23 protein-coding genes and 1 riboswitch are annotated in these 22,980 nt (G+C 67.2%); of the genes, 8 read left to right on the top strand and 15 right to left on the bottom strand.

Going from position 1 to position 22,980, the window contains the following annotated elements:
* Nucleotides 1-16 precede the first annotated feature (16 nt).
* The 4 genes from ACFWVD_RS26120 to ACFWVD_RS26105 form a co-directional block, all read right to left on the bottom strand.
* Nucleotides 17-256, bottom strand: a complete 240-nt coding sequence (locus ACFWVD_RS26120) for a hypothetical protein (RefSeq protein WP_379247128.1) — start codon at nt 254-256, stop codon at nt 17-19.
* A gap of 129 nt (nt 257-385) precedes the next feature.
* Complete coding sequence (locus ACFWVD_RS26115) at nt 386-865, bottom strand: barstar family protein (RefSeq protein WP_379247126.1); 480 nt, start codon at nt 863-865, stop codon at nt 386-388.
* Nucleotides 865-1,356, bottom strand: a complete 492-nt coding sequence (locus ACFWVD_RS26110) for a ribonuclease domain-containing protein (RefSeq protein WP_379247124.1) — start codon at nt 1,354-1,356, stop codon at nt 865-867. The genes ACFWVD_RS26115 and ACFWVD_RS26110 overlap by 1 nt, the downstream gene beginning before the upstream one ends.
* Nucleotides 1,353-2,132 carry an exodeoxyribonuclease III gene (locus ACFWVD_RS26105; RefSeq protein ID WP_379247122.1) on the bottom strand — a complete coding sequence of 260 codons (780 nt, stop codon included), beginning with the start codon at nt 2,130-2,132 and terminating at the stop codon, nt 1,353-1,355. Before ACFWVD_RS26105 ends, ACFWVD_RS26110 begins: the two co-directional genes overlap by 4 nt.
* A gap of 68 nt (nt 2,133-2,200) precedes the next feature.
* On the opposite strand from ACFWVD_RS26105, the gene ACFWVD_RS26100 reads away from it, so the two are divergent.
* Together ACFWVD_RS26100 and ACFWVD_RS26095 are read left to right on the top strand one after the other, a co-directional pair.
* The gene (locus tag ACFWVD_RS26100) at nt 2,201-3,055 is read left to right on the top strand and encodes an alpha/beta fold hydrolase (protein ID WP_379247120.1); all 855 of its coding nucleotides are present in this window, start codon (nt 2,201-2,203) and stop codon (nt 3,053-3,055) included.
* A 217-nt stretch (nt 3,056-3,272) separates the two neighbouring features.
* Nucleotides 3,273-4,898: a purine-cytosine permease family protein gene (locus ACFWVD_RS26095; RefSeq protein WP_379247118.1), complete on the top strand. Its 1,626-nt coding sequence runs from the start codon at nt 3,273-3,275 to the stop codon at nt 4,896-4,898.
* Between the two features lie 65 nt (nt 4,899-4,963).
* On the opposite strand, the gene ACFWVD_RS26090 is transcribed toward ACFWVD_RS26095, so the two are convergent.
* From ACFWVD_RS26090 to glpK (ACFWVD_RS26075), 4 genes are all read right to left on the bottom strand, one after another.
* The gene (locus tag ACFWVD_RS26090) at nt 4,964-5,485 is read right to left on the bottom strand and encodes a hypothetical protein (RefSeq protein ID WP_379247117.1); all 522 of its coding nucleotides are present in this window, start codon (nt 5,483-5,485) and stop codon (nt 4,964-4,966) included.
* Between the two features lie 126 nt (nt 5,486-5,611).
* Nucleotides 5,612-6,361 carry an SDR family oxidoreductase gene (locus ACFWVD_RS26085; RefSeq protein WP_379247115.1) on the bottom strand — a complete coding sequence of 250 codons (750 nt, stop codon included), beginning with the start codon at nt 6,359-6,361 and terminating at the stop codon, nt 5,612-5,614.
* A gap of 163 nt (nt 6,362-6,524) precedes the next feature.
* A complete protein-coding gene (glpD, locus tag ACFWVD_RS26080) occupies nt 6,525-8,159 on the bottom strand; it encodes a glycerol-3-phosphate dehydrogenase (protein ID WP_379247205.1) in 1,635 nt (544 codons plus the stop codon).
* Between the two features lie 77 nt (nt 8,160-8,236).
* On the bottom strand, nt 8,237-9,739 hold the full coding sequence (gene glpK / locus ACFWVD_RS26075; protein WP_379247113.1) for a glycerol kinase GlpK: 1,503 nt from the start codon (nt 9,737-9,739) through the stop codon (nt 8,237-8,239).
* A gap of 133 nt (nt 9,740-9,872) precedes the next feature.
* Between glpK (ACFWVD_RS26075) and ACFWVD_RS26070 the strand changes: the two genes are divergently transcribed.
* Together ACFWVD_RS26070 and glpK (ACFWVD_RS26065) are read left to right on the top strand one after the other, a co-directional pair.
* Entirely contained in the window at nt 9,873-10,625 is a 753-nt protein-coding gene (locus ACFWVD_RS26070) for an IclR family transcriptional regulator (protein WP_379247111.1), read from the top strand.
* 106 nt (nt 10,626-10,731) lie between these two features.
* On the top strand, nt 10,732-12,225 hold the full coding sequence (glpK, locus tag ACFWVD_RS26065; RefSeq protein ID WP_379247109.1) for a glycerol kinase GlpK: 1,494 nt from the start codon (nt 10,732-10,734) through the stop codon (nt 12,223-12,225).
* A 17-nt stretch (nt 12,226-12,242) separates the two neighbouring features.
* Here the strand turns inward: glpK (ACFWVD_RS26065) and ACFWVD_RS26060 are convergent, their stop codons facing one another.
* Both ACFWVD_RS26060 and ACFWVD_RS26055 read right to left on the bottom strand, forming a co-directional pair.
* On the bottom strand, nt 12,243-13,439 hold the full coding sequence (locus tag ACFWVD_RS26060; RefSeq protein ID WP_379247203.1) for an MFS transporter: 1,197 nt from the start codon (nt 13,437-13,439) through the stop codon (nt 12,243-12,245).
* 173 nt (nt 13,440-13,612) lie between these two features.
* Nucleotides 13,613-14,830, bottom strand: a complete 1,218-nt coding sequence (locus tag ACFWVD_RS26055) for an NADP-dependent isocitrate dehydrogenase (protein ID WP_379247107.1) — start codon at nt 14,828-14,830, stop codon at nt 13,613-13,615.
* A gap of 405 nt (nt 14,831-15,235) precedes the next feature.
* Nucleotides 15,236-15,346: riboswitch (SAM riboswitch) on the top strand.
* Nucleotides 15,347-15,427: 81 nt separating this feature from the next.
* Between ACFWVD_RS26055 and ACFWVD_RS26050 the strand changes: the two genes are divergently transcribed.
* Nucleotides 15,428-16,744, top strand: a complete 1,317-nt coding sequence (locus ACFWVD_RS26050) for a bifunctional o-acetylhomoserine/o-acetylserine sulfhydrylase (protein WP_379247105.1) — start codon at nt 15,428-15,430, stop codon at nt 16,742-16,744.
* The gene (locus ACFWVD_RS26045; RefSeq protein WP_379247103.1) at nt 16,741-17,886 is read left to right on the top strand and encodes a homoserine O-acetyltransferase; all 1,146 of its coding nucleotides are present in this window, start codon (nt 16,741-16,743) and stop codon (nt 17,884-17,886) included. The genes ACFWVD_RS26050 and ACFWVD_RS26045 overlap by 4 nt, the downstream gene beginning before the upstream one ends.
* Before the next feature lie 3 nt (nt 17,887-17,889).
* Here ACFWVD_RS26045 and ACFWVD_RS26040 read toward each other — a convergent pair whose 3' ends face one another.
* Nucleotides 17,890-18,525 carry a TetR/AcrR family transcriptional regulator gene (locus ACFWVD_RS26040; protein ID WP_379247101.1) on the bottom strand — a complete coding sequence of 212 codons (636 nt, stop codon included), beginning with the start codon at nt 18,523-18,525 and terminating at the stop codon, nt 17,890-17,892.
* A gap of 133 nt (nt 18,526-18,658) precedes the next feature.
* On the opposite strand from ACFWVD_RS26040, the gene ACFWVD_RS26035 reads away from it, so the two are divergent.
* Nucleotides 18,659-19,606, top strand: a complete 948-nt coding sequence (locus ACFWVD_RS26035; RefSeq protein WP_379247099.1) for an oxygenase MpaB family protein — start codon at nt 18,659-18,661, stop codon at nt 19,604-19,606.
* A 60-nt stretch (nt 19,607-19,666) separates the two neighbouring features.
* On the opposite strand, the gene ACFWVD_RS26030 is transcribed toward ACFWVD_RS26035, so the two are convergent.
* A complete protein-coding gene (locus ACFWVD_RS26030; RefSeq protein WP_379247201.1) occupies nt 19,667-19,912 on the bottom strand; it encodes a DUF3017 domain-containing protein in 246 nt (81 codons plus the stop codon).
* 182 nt (nt 19,913-20,094) lie between these two features.
* On the opposite strand from ACFWVD_RS26030, the gene ACFWVD_RS26025 reads away from it, so the two are divergent.
* Nucleotides 20,095-20,559 (top strand): tRNA (cytidine(34)-2'-O)-methyltransferase, encoded by a 465-nt coding sequence (locus ACFWVD_RS26025; RefSeq protein ID WP_379247097.1) that lies wholly within the window; start codon nt 20,095-20,097, stop codon nt 20,557-20,559.
* 89 nt (nt 20,560-20,648) lie between these two features.
* Here the strand turns inward: ACFWVD_RS26025 and ACFWVD_RS26020 are convergent, their stop codons facing one another.
* Genes ACFWVD_RS26020 through ACFWVD_RS26010 form a run of 3 tightly spaced genes read right to left on the bottom strand, consistent with a single transcriptional unit; the run spans nt 20,649 to nt 22,972 of the window.
* Entirely contained in the window at nt 20,649-21,749 is a 1,101-nt protein-coding gene (locus tag ACFWVD_RS26020; protein ID WP_379247095.1) for an FUSC family protein, read from the bottom strand.
* Between the two features lie 13 nt (nt 21,750-21,762).
* A complete protein-coding gene (locus ACFWVD_RS26015; RefSeq protein ID WP_379247093.1) occupies nt 21,763-21,987 on the bottom strand; it encodes a DUF167 domain-containing protein in 225 nt (74 codons plus the stop codon).
* Nucleotides 21,947-22,972, bottom strand: coding sequence for a DUF4349 domain-containing protein (locus ACFWVD_RS26010; RefSeq protein WP_379247091.1), 1,026 nt, complete (start codon nt 22,970-22,972; stop codon nt 21,947-21,949). Before ACFWVD_RS26010 ends, ACFWVD_RS26015 begins: the two co-directional genes overlap by 41 nt.
* Between the last annotated feature and the right edge of the window lie 8 nt (nt 22,973-22,980).

Raw genomic sequence — 22,980 nt, 5'->3', positions numbered from 1 at the left:
CCGCACATAGGGGACCTTATGGCGTCGCGGTGCCGACCGGGATGCACGTATCGAGCAGGATCCCGTCGCACGGCTGCGACGAACCGCCGGCGAGTTGGGCGACAAGGGAATACAGCTGACCGCCCAGGTCCCCGGAACCGGCGGACGGTCCGGCGACCTGCTGCACACCGTGGACAGGCGCCTGCGCGGCCGCCACTCCCGCGCCCGACATCATGATCGCCGCCGCGATGGTCGCGCCCACCATTACTGCCTTCATCGTGCTCTCCTGACCGGCGGCCTCGGTAGCCGCGCGCTGCCGACTGTATGCGGACTGATCAGGCGAGAGCAGCCGTCAATTCCGGTGGCAGCAGAACCAGCGGTTGCGTTGTCGGCCAGCGTGATTCGTTCAGTCCGACAGCGCGACGGCGTGGAACGTGTCCGGGTCGCCCTGCAGCACGACCCGGAACGCCACCTCGCGTCGCGCCCAATACGCAGCGCAGTCACGCATGGCGGAGTCGAACCATTCGCGTTCGGTGGGCTGTTGCGCGAGCAGGTCGTGCGCGGTGCGGATCACCGCGACGTAGCCGGGGGCGTCGCCGACGAAATCGTCCAGGTCACGCAGACATTCGTCGAAGGCGTCCTTGTTGGCGCCGAAGTAGTACGGGAACTGGAAGGCGGCGGCGAATTCGTCGAACAGTTCCGCGGTGGTGCGCATCTTGGCGCCGCGCAGTTCGCGCACGCGGTAGTCGGCGGGGGCGTCATAGCGCACGCCGCTGAACTGGTTGGCGTCTACCGGCAGCGCGCCGATCACCGGTGCCGTGGTGGCGTCCGGTGCCTGCGCGTGGGGACGAGCGAGGAACTGCGACAGCGTCATTCGCGAAGTCATCAGCGCATCCTTGTGAAAGTTTCGTAGTGGTCGCCGGTGTACCAGGCGGAGCCGTCGCTGCCGGTGACGATGCGTTCGGCGTCGCGACCGCGGTTGCGCTGCTTGGGATTGACGTCCCATTCCTGGTAGCTCACCGCCTTGCCCGCCGAATCCTTGGGCGGCAGTTTGGTTCCGCGGTTCATGAACTGTTCGCCGCCCTTGGTGCCCTGCGCGTTGGCCGAACCGGGCCATCGACCCGCGTCGATTTCGACGAGGGTGGTGTAGGCGCGATCGGGCACCCCGGCGGTTTTGGTGACGGGCGCGGCCGACGAATTGCCCGCGGGCGGACCAGGTTTCGGCGCGCTGACGGTCGTGGTGATCCCGGCGACGGGCTTCGTGCTGGTCGCGGTGGTGGTGTCGGTACCGCGACCACCGAACAGCGTGAGGCCGATGGCCGCCAGGACCAGAACGAGTCCACCGAGCAGGCTGAGAGTCTTCCGTGAGAGTTTCATCGAAACTGGACAGTAACCGGTGCGTGGTCGGACCACCGTTGGTCGTAGGCGTCGGCGCGCTCGACGACGGCCTGCTTGGCGCGCCCGGCCAGTTCGCCCAGGGCGAGGTGGTAGTCGATCCGCCACCCGGAGTCGTTGTCGAAGGCGCGGCCGCGGTAGGACCACCAGCTGTAAGGCCCCGCGACGTCGGGGTGCAGGGCACGGACCACGTCGACGTAGCCCGCGGCGAGCAGGTCGGCGATCCAGGCACGCTCCTCGGGCAGGAAGCCCGCCGACTTCTGGTTGCCCTTCCAGTTCTTCAAGTCGACCTCGGCGGGCGCGATGTTCCAGTCGCCACTGACCACGAACTCGCCGGTACGCGACTTCAGGTAGGCGCCGAACTCGGCCATGAACCGATATTTCTCGTCCTGCTTGGGGGTGTTGGCCTCGCCGGAGTGCACGTAGACGCTGGCCGCGGTGATGTCCCCGAAATCGGCTTCGATATAGCGACCCGACTCGGCGAACTCGTCGCTGCCGAAGCCGACGCGCACCGCGTCGGGCGCGCGCCGCGACAGGATGCCGACCCCGGCGCGGCCCTTGGATTCGGGCTCGGCGTGCGACAGCACCCAGCCTGCGTCCAGGGCGGGAGCCAGCGCCGCCGCGGTCTGCGCGTCGGTCGCCCTGGTCTCCTGCAGGCAGACGATGTCGGCTTCGGTCGCGGCCAACCAGGCGAGCATGCCCTTGGTCGACGCGGCACGCACGCCATTCACGTTCACGGTTGAGAGGATTGTCGGCACGGTACGACCGTACAATGCAGGCAGGGATGCTCCCCCGGACACTGCCGTCCAGGAAGGGGTGATTGACGATGACGTCACGCACCGCCAAGTCCACCGCCCGCCCCACGCCGGTCGCGGCGCTGCATATCGGGTCCGGCGACCCGGTGCTGCTGTTGCACGGATTCCTGTTGTCGCCGCACTGTTGGGAACAGGTCGCGCAGCGCATGTCGGCGCATTGCGAGGTGTACGCGCCCGCCTTCGCCGGGCACTGGGGTGGTCCGACGGTGCAGGGCTGGTCGCTGGATGTGTACGCGCTGGCCGACCAGATCGAAGATCAACTCGATGAATTGGGTTGGCGCACTTGTCATATCGCGGGTAATTCGCTGGGCGGTTGGGTCGGACTCGAACTCGCTCGGCGCGGTCGGGCTCGCACGCTCACCACGATCGCGGCCGCGGGCGGATGGGCATCGCCTTCGATCACGCAGGTCAGGATCGGGATGAAGTTCGCGTCGATGCTGCCGTTCATCGAGATCGGCAAGCGTCTGGGTGGAATGGCGATCAACAACGCACTGGTTCAGCAGGTCACCGGGATGTTGTTGACCAAACACACCGGCGCGGTGCCGCGACGCGATCTGGCCAATGTGCTCGCCGCCGCGCTGCACTGCGACGTGATGATTCCGCTGATCCTGGGCAGTCTGCGCGCACCCGGCATGGATGATCTGGGCGAACTCGATACACCCGTGCGGATGCTACTGGCCGAGTACGACCGGATCATCCCCAACAGCGTGTACGCCACCCGCTACCTGCGCGAATTGCCCGAGTCCGCGGATCGGATCCTGGTGCACGGGGTGGGACATGTGCCGATGTTGGAGGCGCCGGATCGGATCGCGACGTTGATCGCCGAGCACATCTACGCCAGCCGCGGACACCTGCGCGCGGTGTGAGCCGGTCGCGTTCACGCACGTCGAACGCCTTGTCAGGCACGGTGATTCGCGCTGCGTCGACTCGAGTCTTGTTTCCACCTGCTCATCGCGGTGACCCCCGTCACGATCGGCTGTGCGTAACAGCGGCGTAACGGATCGGAAAATTCGTGTCTACATCCATGAACGACCGTCTGTGAGTCGCCGGATCGAGCGGCAGCGCAAGACGGAGAGAGGGAAAATGGCCGGAGCAGATACTGCCGCCAAAGAAACACTCGAGGACTACACGCTGCGTTTCGCCCCGCGGAGCTACCGCAAATGGAGCCCCGCGGTCGTCGGAATCTCCGCCCTCGGCGGCATCGCCTACCTGGCCGATTTCGCCATCGGCGCCAATATCGGCATCGCGCACGGCACCGGAAACGCCCTGATCGGCATCGGTATCTTCGCCGTGGTCGTGATGCTCACCGGTTTCCCGCTCGCCTATTACGCCGCGCGCTACAACATCGATCTCGACTTGATCACGCGCGGTAGCGGATTCGGTTACTACGGCTCGGTGATCACCAATATCGTGTTCGCGTCGTTCACCTTCATCTTCTTCGCCCTCGAAGGTTCGATCATGGCGCAGGGCCTGTTATTGGGCCTGGGAATTCCGCTGTGGATGGGCTATCTGCTGTCCACGGTCATCATCTTCCCGCTGGTCATCTTCGGGATGAACACCCTGGCCAAACTGCAGGTGTGGACCACTCCCCTGTGGCTGCTGCTGATGGTCGCGCCGTTCGGGTTCCTGCTGCTTGGCCACCCCGATTCGGTGGGCACGTTCTTCGCCTACGGCGGGGAAAACGGTGGCGGCGTGAGTGTTTCGGGCGCGCTGCTCGCCGCCGGTGTGTGTCTGTCGCTGATCGCGCAGATCGCCGAGCAGATCGACTACCTGCGCTTCATGCCGCCGCGCACCCCGGAGAACCGGGCGAAGTGGTGGGGCTGGATGCTCCTAGCAGGCCCGGGTTGGGTGCTGTTCGGTGCGGCCAAGCAGGTCGTGGGCCTGTTCCTCGCGGTGTACTTGATCGCGAATCTTCCTGCCGCGCAGGGTATTGCGAACCAGCCCGTGCACCAGTTCCTGGAAATCTACCGCGACATGGTGCCGGGCTGGCTGGCCATGACCCTGGCCGTGGTGCTGGTGGTCATCAGCCAGGTCAAGATCAACGTCACCAACGCCTACTCCGGCTCGCTGGCCTGGACCAACTCCTACACCCGCGTCACCAAGACCTACCCCGGTCGCCTGGTGTTCCTGGTGGTGAACCTGGTGGTCGCGCTGATCCTGATGGAAGCGAACATGTTCGACTTCCTCAACAGCATCCTGGGCTTCTACGCCAACTGCGGCATCGCCTGGATCGTCACCGTGGCCACCGACATCGCGGTGAACAAATACCTGCTCAAGATCTCGCCGAAGGTGCCGGAGTTCCGTCGCGGCATGCTCTACGACTTCAACCCCGTCGGCCTGGTCGGCTTCGGGCTGTCCTCGGTGCTGTCGATCATGACCTTCTTCGGCCTGTTCGGTGAGCTGCTGAAGCCGTACTCGCCGGTGGTCGCGGTGCTGGTGGCCTTCATCGCCACCCCGCTCACCGCCATCGCCACCAAGGGCAAGTACTACCTGCGCCGCACCGACGACGGCATCGACGTGCCGATGTTCGACGAACACGGCAACCCCGCCGACGACCTGCTGCCCTGCCACGTCACCGGTATGGAGTTCGAGCGCCCGGACATGATCGCCTCGGCCGTCCCCGGTCCGGAAGGCGAGATCCAGTACATCTCGTCGCTGGCCCTGTCCACTGACCGCGAAGGCAAGCACCTGCTGCCGCGTCAGGACTGAGACCTACGCGAAAGCCGTGCGGCACGAATACTTTTCGTGCCGCACGGCTGTGTTTTTGGTCGGGCTCAGCTCTTGCTGAACTTGGCGAAGTCGCCGCGCCAGATCACGTTGTCGGAGGTGATCACCGCGGGGTTGAGCTTGTCCATCGGCACCGCGTACGCGATCTTGATGGTCTGCTTGGAACCGGGCGGCAACTTGCCTGCCAGGCTGTACCCGAAGGTCTTGTCGCTGGTCATCACCGCTTCGGCGGGGGTGCCTTCCTCGCCGTACACGATCTTGGGCGCGGACCAATATTCCAGCGCGGTCTTGGACGTGTTGTTGAGCTGGAACGTGAACGCCGTGACGGTGCCCTGGCGCTCGAGTTGTGCGGTCTCGACCTTCAGGATCGACACCTCGACGCCGTCTTCCAACTTGCCCACATCACCCGGGTTCAGCACACCGTCCGCGTTGGGCGTGGCAGGCGCCTTCGAGGCCGCGGTGGTCGTCGGCGTGGCGGCGGGCTTGCCCGCGGGCAGATCTTCCTGGCAGCCGGCCAGCAGCAGACTCGCCGCAACGACGGTGGTGGACAGCGCAATACGGAATTTCACGGACTTCCCCTCCTCTAAGGACGCGCGGGGTCTCCATCGGTGAAATCCCCCGAGCACAGCGGAAGGATCATATACACCGATCCGCGAACCGCGCGCAGTGCCGCTGCGTCGGCGGCTTCTTCGGGGTCAGAGCAACTTTCGGACGATCGGGGTCGGCAGCGCGCGCAGCAGGTAGCCCAGCGGCACCCACGGCCACGCGGGCACATACGCTTTCGCGCGACGCTTCTCGATCGCGGCGACCATGGCGCGCACGCCGGTTTCGGTGTCCACCATGAACTTCGGCGGATACTTGACCTGATCGTTCATCTCCGAGCGGATGTAGCCCGGGTAGATCACCGACACGTCCACACCCGGAATCGCCTCCGTGCGAACACCTTCCGCCAGTGCGGCGACGCCGGCTTTGGTGGCCGCGTAGGTGGTGAGCGTCTTCGGCATGCCGCGCAGGGCGGAGATCGACGAGATCATCACCAGGTGACCGCGCCCCTGTGCACGGAAGATCTTCAGCGCTGCCTCGCTCTGGGCCAGCGCGGCAACGAAATTCACCATTACTGTCTCGCGATTGGCCTTGTACAAGCCGGTCCCCAACGGTGCGCCCTTACCGAGGCCCGCGTTGATGATCACCCGGTCGATGGTGCCGAATTCTTCGGCGAACTCGTCGAAGACGGTGAACACCGCGGCGTCATCGGTGACGTCGAGTTGTTTCACCGAGACCACGCGATCGGGGTGTGCGGCAAGGATTTCGGCGCGCAGCTCGTCGAGGCGCTCGGTTCGGCGGGCGCACACGGCCAGGTCATAGCCCAGGGTGGCGAACTGGCGGGCCATTTCGGCGCCGAGGCCTGAGCTGGCGCCGGTGATCAGGATGGTGCCCCGGCTCACGACTGCGCTGTGATTCGTCGGGGGGTGATTCGCGATTCCATGTACCTACGCTAGCCATCGTGCGCACGCTGCGCGCCCTGATCGCGACTTGCGACACTGCGCAGGGCCGCGGCGCCGCCCGTTCCGTTGACGGGTGACGCCGCGGCCGTTCGCTCGGCGCGGGTCAGCGGGCGGCGACCAGCCTCGCCTCGTTGGCGGCCGCGTCGTCGCCTGCCTCGTTGGCGGCGAGTTCGGCGTGCACGCGGTCGTAGTAGCGGTTGATCTCCGCGTTGGCGGTCTCGTCGGTCCACCCGAGCAGGGGTGCGATCAGCCGGGCGATCTCCGGGGCGGCGGCCAGGCCGCGGTCGGGGACCTCGATGGAGATGCGGGTGCGGCGGGTGAGGATGTCGTCCAGGTGCAGGGCGCCCTCGTGGGTGACGGCGTAGACGATCTCGGCGGCGATGTGGTCGCTGGCACCCGGAATCGGGTGGCGCAGTGTGGGATCGGCGTCGATCAGGTCGAAGATGTCGGTGCTCAGCGAGCCGTAGCGACCCAGCAGACGTTGCACCACATCCACGGGCAGTCGCTGGTCGACCGCGACCGCGCGGACATCGCCGAGCAGGTCGAAGTAGCCCTCGGCGCCGACGATGGGCAGCTGCGCGGTCGACGACGCGGGGACTTCACCGCCCAGTCGTGCGGCGGCGGCGTCGACGACATCGGCGGCCATCACCCGGTAGGTGGTGTACTTCCCGCCGGCGATCACGAACAGGCCCGGCGCGGGTTCGGCGACGGCGTGTTCGCGCGACAGCTTCGCGGTTTCCTTGGTCGCACCGGTCATCAGCGGACGCAGCCCGGCGTAGGTGCCGACGATGTCAGCGCGCGTAAGAGGCTCGCGCAGCAGCGAATTGACGTGGTCGAGGATGTACTGCACGTCGGCGGCGGTGGCCGTGGGGTGGTTCTTGTCGAGGGACCATTCGGTGTCGGTGGTGCCGATGATCCAGTGCTCGGCCCACGGGATCACGAACAGCACCGACTTCTCGGTGCGCATGATCATGCCGGTGTGCATGTCCAGCCGGTCGCGCGGCACCATGATGTGCACGCCCTTGGACATCTGCACGTGGAAGGGGAAGTCGACGCCGGTCATCTTGATCATGTCATCGGTCCACACGCCGGTCGCACTGATCACCGTGCGCGCTCGAATGGTGTGGGCCAGACCGGTTTCCAGGTCGATTACCCGCGCGCCGACGACCTTCTCACCGTCGCGTTCCAGCCCGATCACCTTGGTACGAGTCAGGACGGTGGCACCGCGCTCGGCGGCGGTGCGGGCGATCATCATGGTGTGGCGGGCGTCGTCGACCTGCGCGTCGTAGTAGCGGATGGCGCCGGTCATCGCGTCGTCACGCAGCGCGGGCGCGAGTTCCAGTGCGCCCGAACGTGATAGATGCTTGTGCATCGGGACCGTGCGCGCGCCACCGAGGGTGTCGTAGAGGGCGATGCCGGCGCCGATGTACGCGCGCTCCCACACTCGGTGCTGTAGCGGGAACAGGAACGGCACCGGGTGCACCAGGTGCGGTGCGAGCGTATTCAGCAGCAGCCCACGCTCTTTCAGTGCTTCACGTACCAGGGCGAAGTCCATCTGCTCGAGGTAGCGCAGGCCACCGTGGATGAGTTTCGACGAACGACTCGAGGTGCCGGCCGCGAAATCCCTTGCCTCGACCAGGGTTACGGACAGGCCGCGCGAGGCGGCGTCGAGCGCGGCACCCGCACCGGTCACGCCGCCACCGATGACCAGCACGTCGACCTCGGCGGCATCGAGCATGCCGATGGCCTTCGCACGGTAGGTGGGGTCCAGTTGCACAGACACGATGATCTCCTTCTCGAAAATATTGGGGTAATTCAGATTTCGGCCCAGTCGAGCGTTCGCTCGACGGCCTTGAGCCAGCGGCGGTAGCCGTGTTCGCGTTCCTCGTCGGACCAGCTCGGGTACCAGCGGACGTCCTCGGACCAGTTGTCGAGCAGTTCGTCGGTGCTGCCCCAGAAGCCGACGGCCAGTCCGGCGGCGTAGGCGGCGCCGAGCGCGGTGGTTTCGGCGACGACCGGCCGGGAGACCGGGACGCCGAGCAGGTCGGCCTGGATCTGCATGGCCAGCTGGTTCACGGTGACGCCACCGTCCACCCGCAGCGTCGCCAGTCGCACACCGGCGTCGCGCTGCATGGCCTCGACCACGTCGCGGGTCTGGTAGGCGATGGATTCCAGTGTGGCCCTGGCCAAGTGGGCGTTGTTGCTGTAGCGCGACAGGCCGACGACCGCGCCGCGCGCATCGGGTCGCCAGTACGGCGCGAACAGACCGGAGAACGCGGGCACGAAGTACACGCCGCCGGAATCGGCCACCTGACTCGCGAGGTCTTCGATCTGCGCGGCCCCGGCGATGATGCCCATCTGGTCGCGCAACCACTGCACCGCCGAGCCGGTGACCGCGATCGAGCCCTCCAGCGCGTAGGCGGGCTTGTCGTCGCCGAACTGGTAGGCGACGGTGGTGATCAGGCCGTGGTTCGAGCGGACGATCTCGGTGCCGGTGTTGAGCATCAGGAAATTGCCTGTGCCGTAAGTGTTCTTGGCTTCGCCGGGCTGGAAACACACCTGCCCGACACCCGCGGCCTGCTGATCACCGAGCACACCCGCGATCGGCACCGCGCCCTTGAACGGGCCGTCGGGTTTCGTCGTCCCGAACAGTTCCGGGTTCGACGACGGTGCGATCGCGGGCAGCATGGCGCGCGGGATGCCGAAGATCGCGAGGAGTTCGTCGTCCCAGTCCAGGGTCTCGAGGTCCATCAGCATGGTGCGCGAGGCATTGGTGGGGTCGGTGACGTGCACGCCGCCGGTCAGGTTCCAGATCAGCCAGCTGTCCATGGTGCCGAACAGGGCGTCGCCGCGCTCGGCGTCGGCGCGCACGCCCGCGATGTTGTCCAGGATCCACTTCAGCTTGCCGCCGGAGAAGTAGGGCGCGGGCGGCAGGCCGGTCTTCTCGCGGATGAGCGCGCTGTGCCCGGCGGCGTCGAGGTCGGCGATGATGCGGTCGGTGCGGGTGTCCTGCCAGACGATGGCGTTGCCGTAGGGACGGCCGGTGCGCCGGTTCCACACCACGGTGGTCTCGCGCTGGTTGGTGACGCCGATGGCGGCGAGGTCGTCGGCGGTGAGATCGGCCAGCGACAGCGCGGTTTTGACCACGGTGCGGGTGCGTTCCCAGATCTCGTCCGGATTGTGTTCGACCCAGCCGGGACGCGGCATGATCTGGGAATGTTCGAGCTGATGGCGGGCCACCACGGCGCCATCGTGATCGAAGACCATGAATCGCGTCGAGGTCGTGCCCTGGTCGATCGCGCCCACATACCGGTTCATCTGCTCGTCCTTCCCGGACCTCACCATTGAGTCCGTCGTGCGGGCTCCGGGCCCGAAATCCACGCTAGGAACCGCAGCGGGGGCACGCCATGCCTACCGTTCGACAATGCTGAACGGTGGTAGGTTCGGGGCCATGCCTGGCCCGATCCAGTCGATCGAACGCGCCGCCGCGGTGCTGCGTTTGCTCGCGCGCGGGCCGGGACCGCTGGCCGTCGGCGAGATCGCGACCGCGCTGGACCTGGCCAAACCGACCGCCCACGGCATTCTGCGGACCTTGCTCGGAGTCGGGTTCGTCAGCCAGGACGAGAACACCGGCAAATACCTCCTCGGTCCCGCGATCGGCGAGCTCGGCACCGACCGGCTCGATGTGAACGAGTTGCGTTCGCGGGCGATCCACCGGGCCGACGCGCTCGCCTCCCGATCCGGGGAATCGGTGCGCATCGCCGTGGCGCGCGAGGGGCGAATCACGGTGATCCACCACGTGTTCCGGCCCGACAACACCGAGCAGGAGCTGACGGTGGGCGAGGTGGTGCCCGCGCACGCCACCGCGCTGGGGCGGGTGTTGCTCGCCTATGACGTGGCGGCGAAACCCGGTGCGCTGGAACGCTTCACCCGTCGCACGATCGACGATCCGGCTGAGCTCGACCGGGTGGTCGCGCAGGTGCGGCGGACCGGCTGGGCTGGCGAAGTCGGGGAATTCCATCCCGACGAAGCGGGGATCGCCGCGCCGATTCGCGCCAGGGGCGGTCTGGTGGTCGCCTCGCTGGGCGTCGCCGGTCCCACGGATCGACTGTGCGACAACCAGTTACGCATCCGGCCCGCCCTGGTCGAGCAGGTGCTCGCTGCCGCGGCGGCGATCCATCGCGACCTCAGCGTGGCGCAATGAACCAGCGGCACTGTGCTGCAGCGGACCAGCGTGTCGCGATGAACCACTGTGCCGTGGCGAACCAGCGTGGCGCGAGGAACCGCACCGACGACGAGAGCGAGCGCCGATGACGCACCACTTCGTACTCGCCATCGATCAGGGCACCACCTCGACCCGCTGCATCGTGTTCGATCAGCACGCCCGGCTGGCGGGGATGGCCCAGCGGACGCACCGCCAGCATTACCCCAGGTCGGGGTGGGTGGAGCAGGACGCGCTCGAGATCTGGCGCACCGTCGAGCGGATCGTGCCCGCGGCCCTGCGCGACGCCGGGATCACCGTCGACCAGGTGGCCGCGCTCGGGATCGCCAATCAGCGCGAGACCACGGTCGTGTGGGATCGCAACACCGGGTTGCCGGTGCGGTTGGCGATCGTCTGGCAGGACGTGCGCACCGAGGAACTCGTCGAAGAGCTGCGGAAACAGGCTGGGGCGCAGCGTGTTCCGGAACTCAGCGGTCTACCGCTGGCCACCTACTTCGCCGCACCTCGCCTGCGCTGGTTGCTCGACAATGTCGACGGGCTGCGGGCCAAAGCCGAACGTGGCGACGTCCTGTTCGGCACCATGGAATCCTGGCTCATCTGGAACCTCACCGGCGAGCACGTCACCGACGTGACCAACGCGGGCCGCACCCTGCTGATGAACCTGGCCACCCGGCAGTGGGACGAGGAACTGTTGCGGTTCTTCGACATTCCCCGCGCCATGCTCCCCCGCATCGAACCCTGCACCGGCGATTTCGGCATCGCCCGCACTGTCGTGCCCGGCGTCCGGATCGGCGCCGCCCTCGGCGACCAGCACGCGGCCCTGTTCGGCCAAACCTGTTTCGCCCCAGGGGAAACCGAATGCACGTACGGCACCGGCGGCTTCCTCATGATGAACACCGGCACCGAACTGATCCGCTCCACCCACGGCCTGCTCACCACCATCGGCTACCAGGTCGGCCCCGAACCGGTCTACGCGCTGGAAGGCCCCATCGCGGTCACCGGTTCCCTGGTCCAGTGGCTGCGTGACATCGTCGGCCTGATCGCCACCGCCCCCGAAATCGAAACTCTCGCAAACACAGTCGACGACAACGGCGGCTGCTACCTGGTCCCCGCCTTCTCCGGCCTCTACGCCCCCCACTGGCGCAGCGACGCCCGCGGCCTGCTCATCGGCCTCACGTCCTACGTCACCAAAGGCCACCTGGCCCGCGCCGTATTGGAAGCCACCGCCTGGCAGACCCGCGACGTGGTCGAAGCGATGAACGCCGACGCGGGCCTGAAAGCCCAATCCCTGCGCGTAGCAGGCGGAATGGCGTCCAACAACCTGCTCATGCAAATGATCGCCGACGTCCTCGACACCCCCGTCCTGCGCCCCCTGGTCACCGAAACCGTCTCCCTCGGCGCCGCCTACGCAGCAGGCCTAGCCGTCGGCTACTGGCCCGATCTCCAAGGCCTACGCCACAATTGGCGCGTAGCCGCCCAATGGAACCCCTCCCCCACCCGCGAAACCCGCGACGAGGAATACGAACGCTGGCAACGAGCCGTCCAACTCAGCGTCGGCTGGGCCCGCCCGGCCACGGGTTGACGTCCTCAACCAGGCGGTCAGTGCGTTGTACTGCGGCGTTGCAGGAACACCGTCAAGGTGAACAGGAGCACGCCCGCTACGGCGAGGAGGGCGCCGATCATGGCGGGGGCGGTGTAGCCCAGGCCTGCGGCGATGACGAGGCCGCCCAGCCAGGCGCCTGCGGCGTTGGCGATGTTGAGGGCGGCGTGGTTGAGGGTGGCGGCGAGGGTTTGGGCGTCGGCGGCTACGTCCATGAGGCGGGTTTGGAGGCCGGGGGCCAGGGCGGCGCCGGAGGCTCCGACCAGGAAGGCGCCGATGGAGGCGGTGATGGGGTTGTGGGCGGCCAGGACGAAGCCGGCCAGGATCACCACCATCGCGATCATGGCTACGAAGATCGAACGGTCGACACCGCGGTCGGCGAGGATGCCGCCGCCGATATTGCCCACGATCATGCCGAGGCCGAACAGGGCCAACACGATCGGGACGGCGCCCAGTGGCATGCCGGCGACGTCGGTCATGGTGGTGGCGATGTAGGTGTAGACCGCGAACATGCCGCCGAAGCCGATCGCGCCCACGGCCAGGGTGAGCAGTACCTGCGGGCGTCGCAGGGCGCCGAGTTCGGTCATCGGGTTGGTGAGTTTCATGCCGGTCAGGGCGGGGACGTAGCGCCAGAGGGCGGCCACGGTCGCCATGCCGATCACGGCGACGACCACGTAGGCGTCGCGCCAGCCGAAGTGTTGGCCGAGCCAGGTCGCGCCGGGAACGCCGATCACGTTGGCGACGCTGAGGCCGAGCATCACCGCGGCTACCGCCTTGGCTCGCTGCCCGACGGGGGCCAGCGTGGCGGCGGCCAGGGACGCGACGCCGAAGTACGCGCCGTGCGGCAGGCCGGAGACGAAACGGGCGAGCACGAGCGTGCCGAAGGTCGGCGCGAGCACGGTCCCGATATTGCCGACGGTGAACGCCATCATCAACACGATCAGCAGTTTCTTGCGCGCCACCCGCGCACACAACGCGGCGATCAGCGGCGCACCGACGACAACTCCCAGCGCGTAGGCCGACACCGCGTGCCCGGCGGACGGCTCGGAGATCTCGAAGGCCCGCGCGATATCGGGCAGCAACCCCATGGTCACGAATTCGGTGGTCCCGATCCCGAACCCACCCAGCGCCAACGCGAGCATCGCCGGGACGTGCCAGTTGGTACGTGGCTCGTCGAGGCGTTCAGGGGCGGCGATGGAAGTAGGCACGCTTCCATGCAACGACGATCAGTACCTATTCGCTACCCGAGACCGGCGTGAGTTGGCCCACCGTGGGCTGACCGGCCGGGTACAGGCACAAAAAAGCGCTCGCATCGGATTCGATGCGAGCGCTTTTGCAGCCGTGCAGGTCCATGATTACGGACCGGGACTCACTTCAGAGCGCGTGCCAGGTTCACATCGAGCGCACCGAGGAACTCCTCGGTGCTCAAGTATCCCTGGTCCCCGCCCACGAGCGCGGCGAGGTCCTTCGTCATCTGACCGCCCTCGACGGTCTTGATGACCACATCCTCGAGCGCCTGGGCGAAGCCGATCACCTCGGGGGTGTTGTCCAGCTTGCCGCGGTGCTCGAGCCCACGCGTCCACGCGAAGATCGACGCGATCGGGTTGGTCGAGGTGGGCTTGCCCTGCTGGTGCTGACGGAAGTGCCGGGTGACGGTGCCGTGTGCGGCCTCCGCTTCACAGGTACGGCCGTCGGGCGTGAGCAGCACCGAGGTCATCAGGCCCAGCGAGCCGAAGCCCTGCGCCACGGTGTCGGACTGCACGTCGCCGTCGTAGTTCTTGCAGGCCCAGACGTAGCCGCCCTCCCATTTCATGGAGGAGGCGACCATGTCGTCGATGAGGCGGTGCTCGTAGGTCAGGCCCGCCGCGTCGAACTCGGCCTTGAACTCGGCGTCGAAGACTTCCTCGAAGGTGTCTTTGAACATGCCGTCGTAGGCCTTGAGGATGGTGTTCTTCGTGGAGAGGTACACCGGGTAGTTCTGCTGCAGGCCGTAGTTGAACGAGGCCCGCGCGAAGTCCTCGATGGACTTCTTGAAGTTGTACATACCCATGACGACGCCGCCGTCTTCGGGCATCTTCACGACCTCGTGCACGATCGGCTCGCTGCCGTCTTCGGGCGTGAAGGTCAGCGTGACGGTGCCCGCCTCGTAGACCTTGAAGTCGGTGGCGCGGTACTGGTCGCCGAACGCGTGGCGGCCGATGATGATCGGCTTGGTCCAGCCGGGCACCAGGCGGGGCACGTTGGAGATGATGATCGGCGCGCGGAAGATGGTGCCACCCAGAATGTTTCGGATGGTGCCGTTGGGCGAGCGCCACATCTTCTTGAGGCCGAACTCCTCCACCCGCGCTTCGTCGGGGGTGATGGTGGCGCACTTGACGCCCACGCCGTACTTCTTGATGGCGTTGGCCGCGTCGATCGTGACCTGGTCGTCTGTCTTGTCGCGGTACTCGATACCGAGGTCGTAATACTCGAGGTTCACGTCGAGATAGGGATGGATCAGCTTGTCCTTGATGAACTGCCAGATGATCCGGGTCATCTCGTCGCCGTCGAGCTCTACAACGGTGCCTTCAACCTTGATCTTGGACATGGATCTTCGTGTCCTCCTCGGTGGGTGCCCTTTTATTGCACGGCCAGGCGAACACGCTTGTGAGCGGACCCCAGCTATTCCAACAAACCGTATATGCCGCGCGTTGGTTGCGTGACATCGTTATGCAAACTCTTGGTGCAAACATGACGAGCGTACTGCTACCGGTCACCTCACCGCGAGGGGAGGGCGAACTGTGCGATACGCGCGCGAGGCACCCGGCCATACCTCGTTTCCCCCTGCTGGGCATCCAGCTTACCCATCGGTCGTCGCGACCCGCCCGCGCTCCCCGCGCACCGGCCACCAACGACACGCCAGCGCCTGCCACACCGCCACCGCAGTGATCTTCGGCGGGAAATGCGGGGGAAGTTTCCGCGTGCGTGCGATGTCCGGTTAACATGACGGCAAGGTCATGAGTGCCAGCGTCAAGCCCCGGCTCGCTGGTCGGCAACCCTCCAGCTGCGGTGGGGTGCTCCGGGTGATGACCGGGCTCTCGAAAGTCGAGAGCAAGCGCGCGTTGCAGGAGGCCCCCCATGTGTTGTTGTCCGACGATCCGACCCAGTTGACGAGATCCCCGGCGAACACCCACTGGAGCACGACATGACCGACACCTCCCTGCCCGAGAACTGGTCGTTCGAGACCAAGCAGATCCACTCCGGCCAGGCCCCCGACGCGAGCACCAACGCGCGGGCGCTGCCGATCTACCAGACCACCTCGTACACGTTCCGCGACACCGATCACGCGGCGGCGCTGTTCGGTCTGGCCGAACCGGGCAACATCTACACCCGGATCATGAACCCCACCCAGGACGCGGTGGAGCAGCGGGTGGCCGCGCTGGAAGGTGGCGTCGCGGCGCTGCTGGTGGCGTCGGGCCAGGCCGCGGAGACGTACGCGATCCTGAACCTGGCAAGCGCGGGCGACCACATCGTGTCCAGCCCGCATCTCTACGGCGGCACGTACAACCTGTTCCACTACTCGCTGCCCAAGCTGGGCATCACGGTCTCGTTCGTCGAGGACCCCGATGACCTGACGCAGTGGCAGGCGGCCGTGCGGCCCAACACCAAAGCGTTCTACGGCGAGACCATCGCCAACCCCAGCAGCGCGGTGCTCGACATTCCCGGCATCGCCGGTGTCGCGCACGACAACGGCGTTCCGCTGATCGTCGACAACACCGTCGCCACCCCGTACCTCATCCAGCCGCTTGCGCACGGCGCCGACATCGTCGTGCACTCCGCGACGAAGTACCTGGGCGGACACGGTGCGGCCGTGGCCGGCGTGATCGTGGACGGTGGCACCTTCGATTGGACCGTGCGCGACGCCGACGGCAACGCCCGCTTCCCCGGTTTCACCGAGCCCGATCCCAGTTACCACGGTGCGGTGTTCGCCGATCTGGGTGCGCCCGCGTTCGCGTTGAAGGCGCGCGTGCAGTTGCTGCGCGATCTGGGCGCGGCGGTGTCGCCGTTCAACGCGTTCCTCATCGCGCAGGGCATCGAGACGCTGAGTTTGCGGGTGGAACGGCATGTCAGCAATGCCGAAGCCGTGGCGAAGTTCGTCGCCCAGCAGCCGGGTGTGGACGCCGTGCATTACGCGGGTCTCGAGTCCTCACCCTGGTACGCGCGGGCCAAGCAGTTGGCACCGAAGGGTGCGGGCGCGATCGTGGCGTTCGAGCTGGCCGGCGGTGTCGATGCGGGCAAGAAGTTCGTCGACGCGCTCAGCCTGCACAGCCATGTGGCTAACATCGGAGATGTGCGTTCTCTGGTGATCCACCCGGCGTCGACCACGCACTCGCAGTTGACGCCCGACGAGCAGTTGGCGGCCGGCGTCACCCCCGGCCTGGTCCGGCTCGCGGTGGGCATCGAGGGTATCGACGACATTCTGGCCGACCTACGGGTCGGGTTCGCGGCGGCGACGACGTGACTGTGAGCACCGAATCGCCGATCGCCGCGCCCGGAACCGGAGTGGACCTGCTGCCACCGCTGGACGGGCGAGTCGGCGTGGTCGCCATCGGAGACGTGACGCTGGAGAACGGCGCCGTGATCCCCGATGCGCGGCTGGCGGTGCAGCGCTGGGGGCAGCTGTCGCCCGCGCTGGACAATGTGGTGCTCGTGGAACACGCGCTCACCGGCGACTCGCATGTCGTCGGTGGGCCCGACGGGGCACCCGGCTGGTGGGAGGGCATGGTCGGGCCCGGCGCGCCGATCGACACCGACCAGTGGTGCGTGATCGCCACCAACGTGCTGGGCGGCTGCAAGGGCAGCACCGGCCCGTCTTCGCTCGCGCCCGACGGAAAGCCTTGGGGCGCACGGTTTCCCGCGTTGAACATCCGCGATCAGGTGCGCGCCGAGATGCAGCTGTTCGACGCGCTGGGGATCGCGCGCCTGGGCGCGGTGGTCGGCGGTTCGATGGGCGGCATGCGGGTGCTCGAGTGGATCATCGGTGCGCCCGAACGGGTTTCGGCGGCGCTGATCCTGGCCGTGGGCGCGCGTGCGACCGCGGATCAGATCGGCACCCAGACCACCCAGATGGCCGTGATAACCGCCGATCCCGACTGGCAGGGCGGCAACTATCACGGCACCGGCCGCGCGCCGATGACCGGCATGGGGCTGGCTCGCCGCATCGCGCACCTGACCTACCGCACCGACGGCGAACTCGATCACCGGTTCACCAATCGCGCCCAGGGTGACGAGGATCCGTGGACCGGGGGCCGTTACGCGGTGCAGAGCTACCTCGAGCATCAGGCCGAAAAGCTGTGTCAGCGTTTCGATCCGGCGACGTATGTGCTGCTCAGTGAAGCGATGAACCGACACGATGTGGGTCGTGGCCGCGGCGGTGTCGCTGCCGCGCTCGCCTCGACTCCGGTGCCCTGTGTGGTCGGCGGGGTCGACTCGGATCGCCTGTACCCGTTGAACACTCAGGCCGAGCTGGCCGAAGGTCTGCCCGGCTGTGCGGGTTTGGAGATCGTGCATTCGCGCGACGGGCACGACGGGTTCCTCACCGAGGCGGCCGCGGTGTCGAAGTTGCTCACCGAGACGATGCGGTTGGCGCGGGAGAACCGCTGAGCTTCACGGCCCGGTCAGCAGGGTGACGATCGAGCGGACATATTCCTGAAGTCGTTCGCGCGGATACCGTTCCGGGTCGTTGACGGCCAGTCGACCCAGCATTTCCGCGACGGTGAGCACCGAGTTCGCCAGCAGTTCGGCGTCCATGTCCGACCAGCGTGGTGACAGCGAAACACCCATGCGGACAAGCGCTTCCGCGCGTTCCAGAATGTCGGTGCGTGCAGCACGAAGGGCCGCACGGTATTCGTCGGGCGCGCTCGCGGGCGTGGCCAGGATCAGGCGCCAGCGCGTCGGATTCGCCAGTGCCACACCGACGAACGCTTCCACCGTCGACGACGCGGCGGTCACCGGGTCGGCGCCGAGCAGGTCTTCGGGCAGCGTGTCGGCGATCTGCTCCAGCCCGCGTTCGCGTTCGCGTTCCAAAAGCGCTTCCACCAGTTCGGCGCGCGTGGAGAACACCGTGTACAGCACCGGTTTTCCGACGCCTGCTTCCTGCGCGACGGCTTCCATGCTCAGCTCGTGCAGTTCCATGCGGCCCAGCACGGTGAACGCGGCGTCGAGCAGTTGCGCGCGGCGTTCCTGCGGCGGCAGACGCGGGGCATAGCGGCGTCGCGGTCGTTGATCCTGCGTCGCGGTCACGCGCCCACCTGCCTTTCCTCCCCTGGACGATACCCCGCGGCCGATCCGCTCCCACAAATCCTACGCAACCGTTGTATTCAACTCACGCCATTGCTACGGTGGTGTTGTATTCACTTGCAAAGGAGCACGTGCCATGGCATTCGATGCGTCTACCCTGCGCCGCGACGACTACGGGTTCTTCGGGCCCGACTCCCCCAGCTGGAAGGTGTGGGCGTCGCCGACCGCGCTGATCGGCTTCCAGCGCGCGGTCACCCTCGAACACTTCGACCCCTTCCTGACCGCCGCGGTCGCCGATTCCCAGGGCATCTACGACAACCCCGCCACCCGGCTGGACCACACGCTGGCCTACTTCGTGCTGGTCGCGCTGGGTGACGGCCGCACCGCCATCCAGGCCGCCGAACACCTGATGCAGGTGCACGCGCCGATGACGGGCATCGAACCGATCAGCGGCAAGCGGTACAGCGCCAACAGCCCCGAAACCCAGCTGTGGATCCACCTGACCGGGTGGCATTCGGTGCTCAAGGCCTACGAGATGTACGGGCCCGGTCGGCTCAGTGCCGAGGAGGAGGATCGGTATTGGGCCGAGTGCGCGATCGCGGCCGAGCTGCAGACCTGCAAGCCGTCGGAGGTGCCGCGCGATCGGGAGGGCGTGCAGGCGTATTTCGAACGTGTTCGGCCGCGGTTGTGCGTGACCGAGCGGGCGGTGCAGGCCATGCATTACCTGCTGTGGACGCCGCCGAGTAAGGGGTGGAAGTTCGCGCTCGGTGGTCGACTGCTGTCGTTGGCGACGATTCCCACGCTGCCGATGTGGATGCGCAAGCTCGGGCGGTTCAACCTGCCGCGCATTGTCGATGTGGGAGTGCGTATTCCGGCGAAGGTGATCGCGTGGGTGGCCGCCCGCCGCGACAACTGGGTACTGATCCATGCCGCGCCGTTCATCGCGCCGATGACGGGTCAGATCTTCGCGTCGCACGCGTATTCCGCTGCGCCTCAGCAGCTTTCGACAATCACCCCGCGCGAGGCCCGCGAGCTCTATGGCAGTCAGGGCTCCCGCAGTCTCTGGGCCTCCGAAACCGCTTGAATGACACCGCGATCGAGGGTGTGGGACCGGTCGCGTCAATGACGCCGCGGCCGGTCTTCCTCAGTTGACGCCGAGCGTGTTGATGGTGACCGCCAGGAAAACGATGGCGCTGCCCAGCGCGGTCAACGCGGCCACGTCGAACGGGCGACTGCGCACCGCGAGCAACCCCACCTGCACGGTCGGCAGACACAACCGGAACGCCGCGGCCACCAGAGCGGCGCTGCCGAAGATCAGCGCGCCACGCCGCCACCGATCCCACGCCACGAACCCGACCGCGATCACGATCAGCGCGGTCACCACGGTCATCGGCAGGTGACTGCGCAGATACTGCTCCCCCGCACTCAACCGCACGACCCGATGCTTGCCGGTCGTGTGCTTGTCGGTCGAGTCCGCCTTGTTCACGCCCCTGATTGTTCCAGTGTTCTGGAAAAGTGGCACACAGGGGCTCTGCGCGCGCTCGGCCGTCAACGGTCAGTACCCTGCTCCGAGTGTTCAATGTGATGTTCCATCAGCCGGTTATTCCGCCGAACACCGGCAATGCGATCCGGCTCGTCGCGGGCACCGGGTGCGCGCTGCACCTGATCGAGCCGCTGGGCTTCGACCTGTCGGAGTCGAAACTGCGCCGGGCGGGCCTGGACTACCACGACCTCGCCTCGGTGACCGTCCATCCGGATCTGGAGACGGCGTGGGCCGCGATCGGGCCGCAGCGGGTGTTCGCGTTCACCACCCAGGCGACCACGCGCTACACCGATGTGGCCTACCAGCCCGGCGACGTCCTGTTGTTCGGCACCGAGCCCACCGGCCTGCCCGCGGAGGTGCTCAGCGATTCCCACATCACCGACCAGGTGCGCGTGCCCATGCTGTCGGGGCGACGGTCGATGAACTTGTCGAACACTGCGGCGGTCGCGGTGTACGAGGCGTGGCGGCAGTTGGGGTTTCCCGGCGGGGTCTGACTGCGCTTCGGCTCGCCCGCCGTTGGGCGCCGAACGCGACGCCGTGCTGAAAGTTCCGTCGAGCAGGCCGGGGTGTCGGTAGGTCACCGCTAGGCGGCGTCGGGGCCCATCCAGCGCCACAGGGCGTAGCCGACCGTCAGGGAGATCGCGCAGCCGATGACGGTGTCCAGGAGTCTTTCGACGAGCACGCCTGCGGTCATGGTGGCGCCGAGGCCGGTGAACACCGCGACCAGTGGCGTCATGACCATCGCGTAGGCGGTGTAGTTGGCGGCGCGCAGGTAGGGGCGCGACGCGGCGATCAGTCCGATTGCCAGGACCAACACCCAGATCGGGATCGACGCCAGGAACAGGCCGCCCAGCAGCACGCCCAGTGCGGTACCGAGGCCGCGTTGCAGGCTGTGGGTCAGCGCGGACGTGTGGTCGCGTTGGACCACCAGGGCCACGGTCAGCACGATCCAGTACGAATGCGTGCCGTGTAATTGGTGGGCGATCAGTTCGGCGACGATCATGCTGCTGATCAAGCGAGCCGGATAGTGCCAGCCCGCAACGGTTTTCAGTCGTGCTGCCCACTGACGCAGGTCGTCGGCCAACGGTGCGGACGGTGGGATGGCGGCGGCCTGCTTGCCGAGCAGGTGGTAGGTCAGGGCGAAAGTGAGCATCGTCAGAATCGCCGCGCCTAACCCGCCCAGCACGGAATATGTTGCCAACGAACGGGTTTCGATGTGCAGGCCAAGCGACGCACCGATGATCATGAACACGATCGCGAGGGTGGTGACCTTGGCCGCGCTGCCCCGGATCCCACCCAGCACCACGGCCACCGACGCCACCGCCACGATCACCACCGAACTCGCGAACGCGCCGAGCCCGGCCGACCACGCGCCGATCAACATGCCGAAGAACCCGACGACCAAGGTGTTGAGCAGGTCGACGACGCGATGGCGCGCTGAACCCGCCTGCCCGCTGCTCGACATCAGCAGCGCACCCAGCGCCGCCGTCATGCCCGCACCCAGATTGCCCGCCAGTTCCCCGATCGCCACCGGCAGCGCGACCGACAATCCCGCCGCTAGCAGCCGCAGCGTGTCGACCTCCACCGTCTTCCAACGCGCGACCTCCGACAGCGCGTCGCGACTGCCCGCCACACCGCGACGCACCACGATCCGCCACGGGCGCTGCGGCTGCTGCTCGGTCATGGCGGCGGCCTCCTCAGGCGATGTCGAAACGTTTGAACCGCGAGGTGGCGCCCGCTGTCAGCCGGACGGCGGACTTGGCGACGCCGAAATGGTCCGCGAGCAATTCGATCGCGGCCTTGTTGGCCTTGCCCTCGACGGCGGGGGCTCGGACGTAGAGGGTGAGGGTGCCGTCGGCGGCGGTTTCGACCAGGGGGCCTTTACGGCTGTTCGGTTTGATCGTCGCCCGCACTGTGGGCACCGGAGGTCTCCTTCCCGGCCTCGCGAGTGGGGGCTGAGGGTGAGGTTGCCGCGGCGGGTCCAGCCGTCGCCGGTTCAGCGGTCGCGGATGCGGTGGTCGCCGGGGTTGTGGCTGCTGGCGTAGTCGCTCTGGCGCGTCGACCGCGCAGGAAACGCAGTGCGGCATACAGCAATCCGCCGATCACGGCGAGGAAGCCCAACCACGGCACAGCCTTACCGGCGAAGACGACCGCGTCGTGCAACCAGTCCACCAGCGAGTTCCAGCCGGAGACGATGCCGTCCCAGAAGTTGTCCGGGTCGCCGGGCGCGTGCTTGTCGTCGGCGGTCAGGGTGATGGTCAGTGTCGACAGCGACACCTGGTCGTCGAGGCTGCGTTTCTGCGCGGTGAGGCTGTCGAGTTCGCCCTGCCTGCTCGACAGCGCCTCCTCGGCGGCGATCAGGTCGGCGGTGTTGGTGGCGCCGGTGATCAGCGCTTTGAGCCGGTCGACGGACGCCTGCAGGGCGCGGATGCGGGCGTCGAGGTCTTGCCACTGCATGGTGACGTCATCGCGGTTGGTGCTTACGCGGGTGACCGTGCCCACGCCGCCGAGGCCGGTGATGAAGGCATCGGTGGAGTCCGCGGGCACGCGCACGCTGAGTACCGCGCGGGCGGTTCGCTTGTCGGTGCCAGGTTGTTCGGTGCGGCTGTCGATGCGGCCGTTCACGGCGCGGACCTGGTCGGTGACGGTCGCGGCGGCGGCGATCGGATCGCCGGCGGTGACATCGACCGAGCCGGTGATCACCTCTTTGCGGTTCGATTGGTCGGGTGCCGGGCTGTCCTTCTGCGGCGCGCCTTCCCGAAATCCGGGCGCTATCGCGGGAGCCGGCCCGCCCATGACAGTGGGCGCTGACGCCCGACCAGCCTGGTCCGCACTTTCGTCCCCGCCACACCCGGCCAGCAACAGCAGGCCGAGCAACGCGATCATCACCACCGCAATCTTGCGCATGTTCGCAG

This window comes from Nocardia sp. NPDC058666 (assembly GCF_042714895.1).
Taxonomy (GTDB): Bacteria; Actinomycetota; Actinomycetes; order Mycobacteriales; family Mycobacteriaceae; genus Nocardia.
Note: the sequence above shows the minus strand (reverse complement) of the source record. Positions and strands in the feature narration are given on the sequence as shown.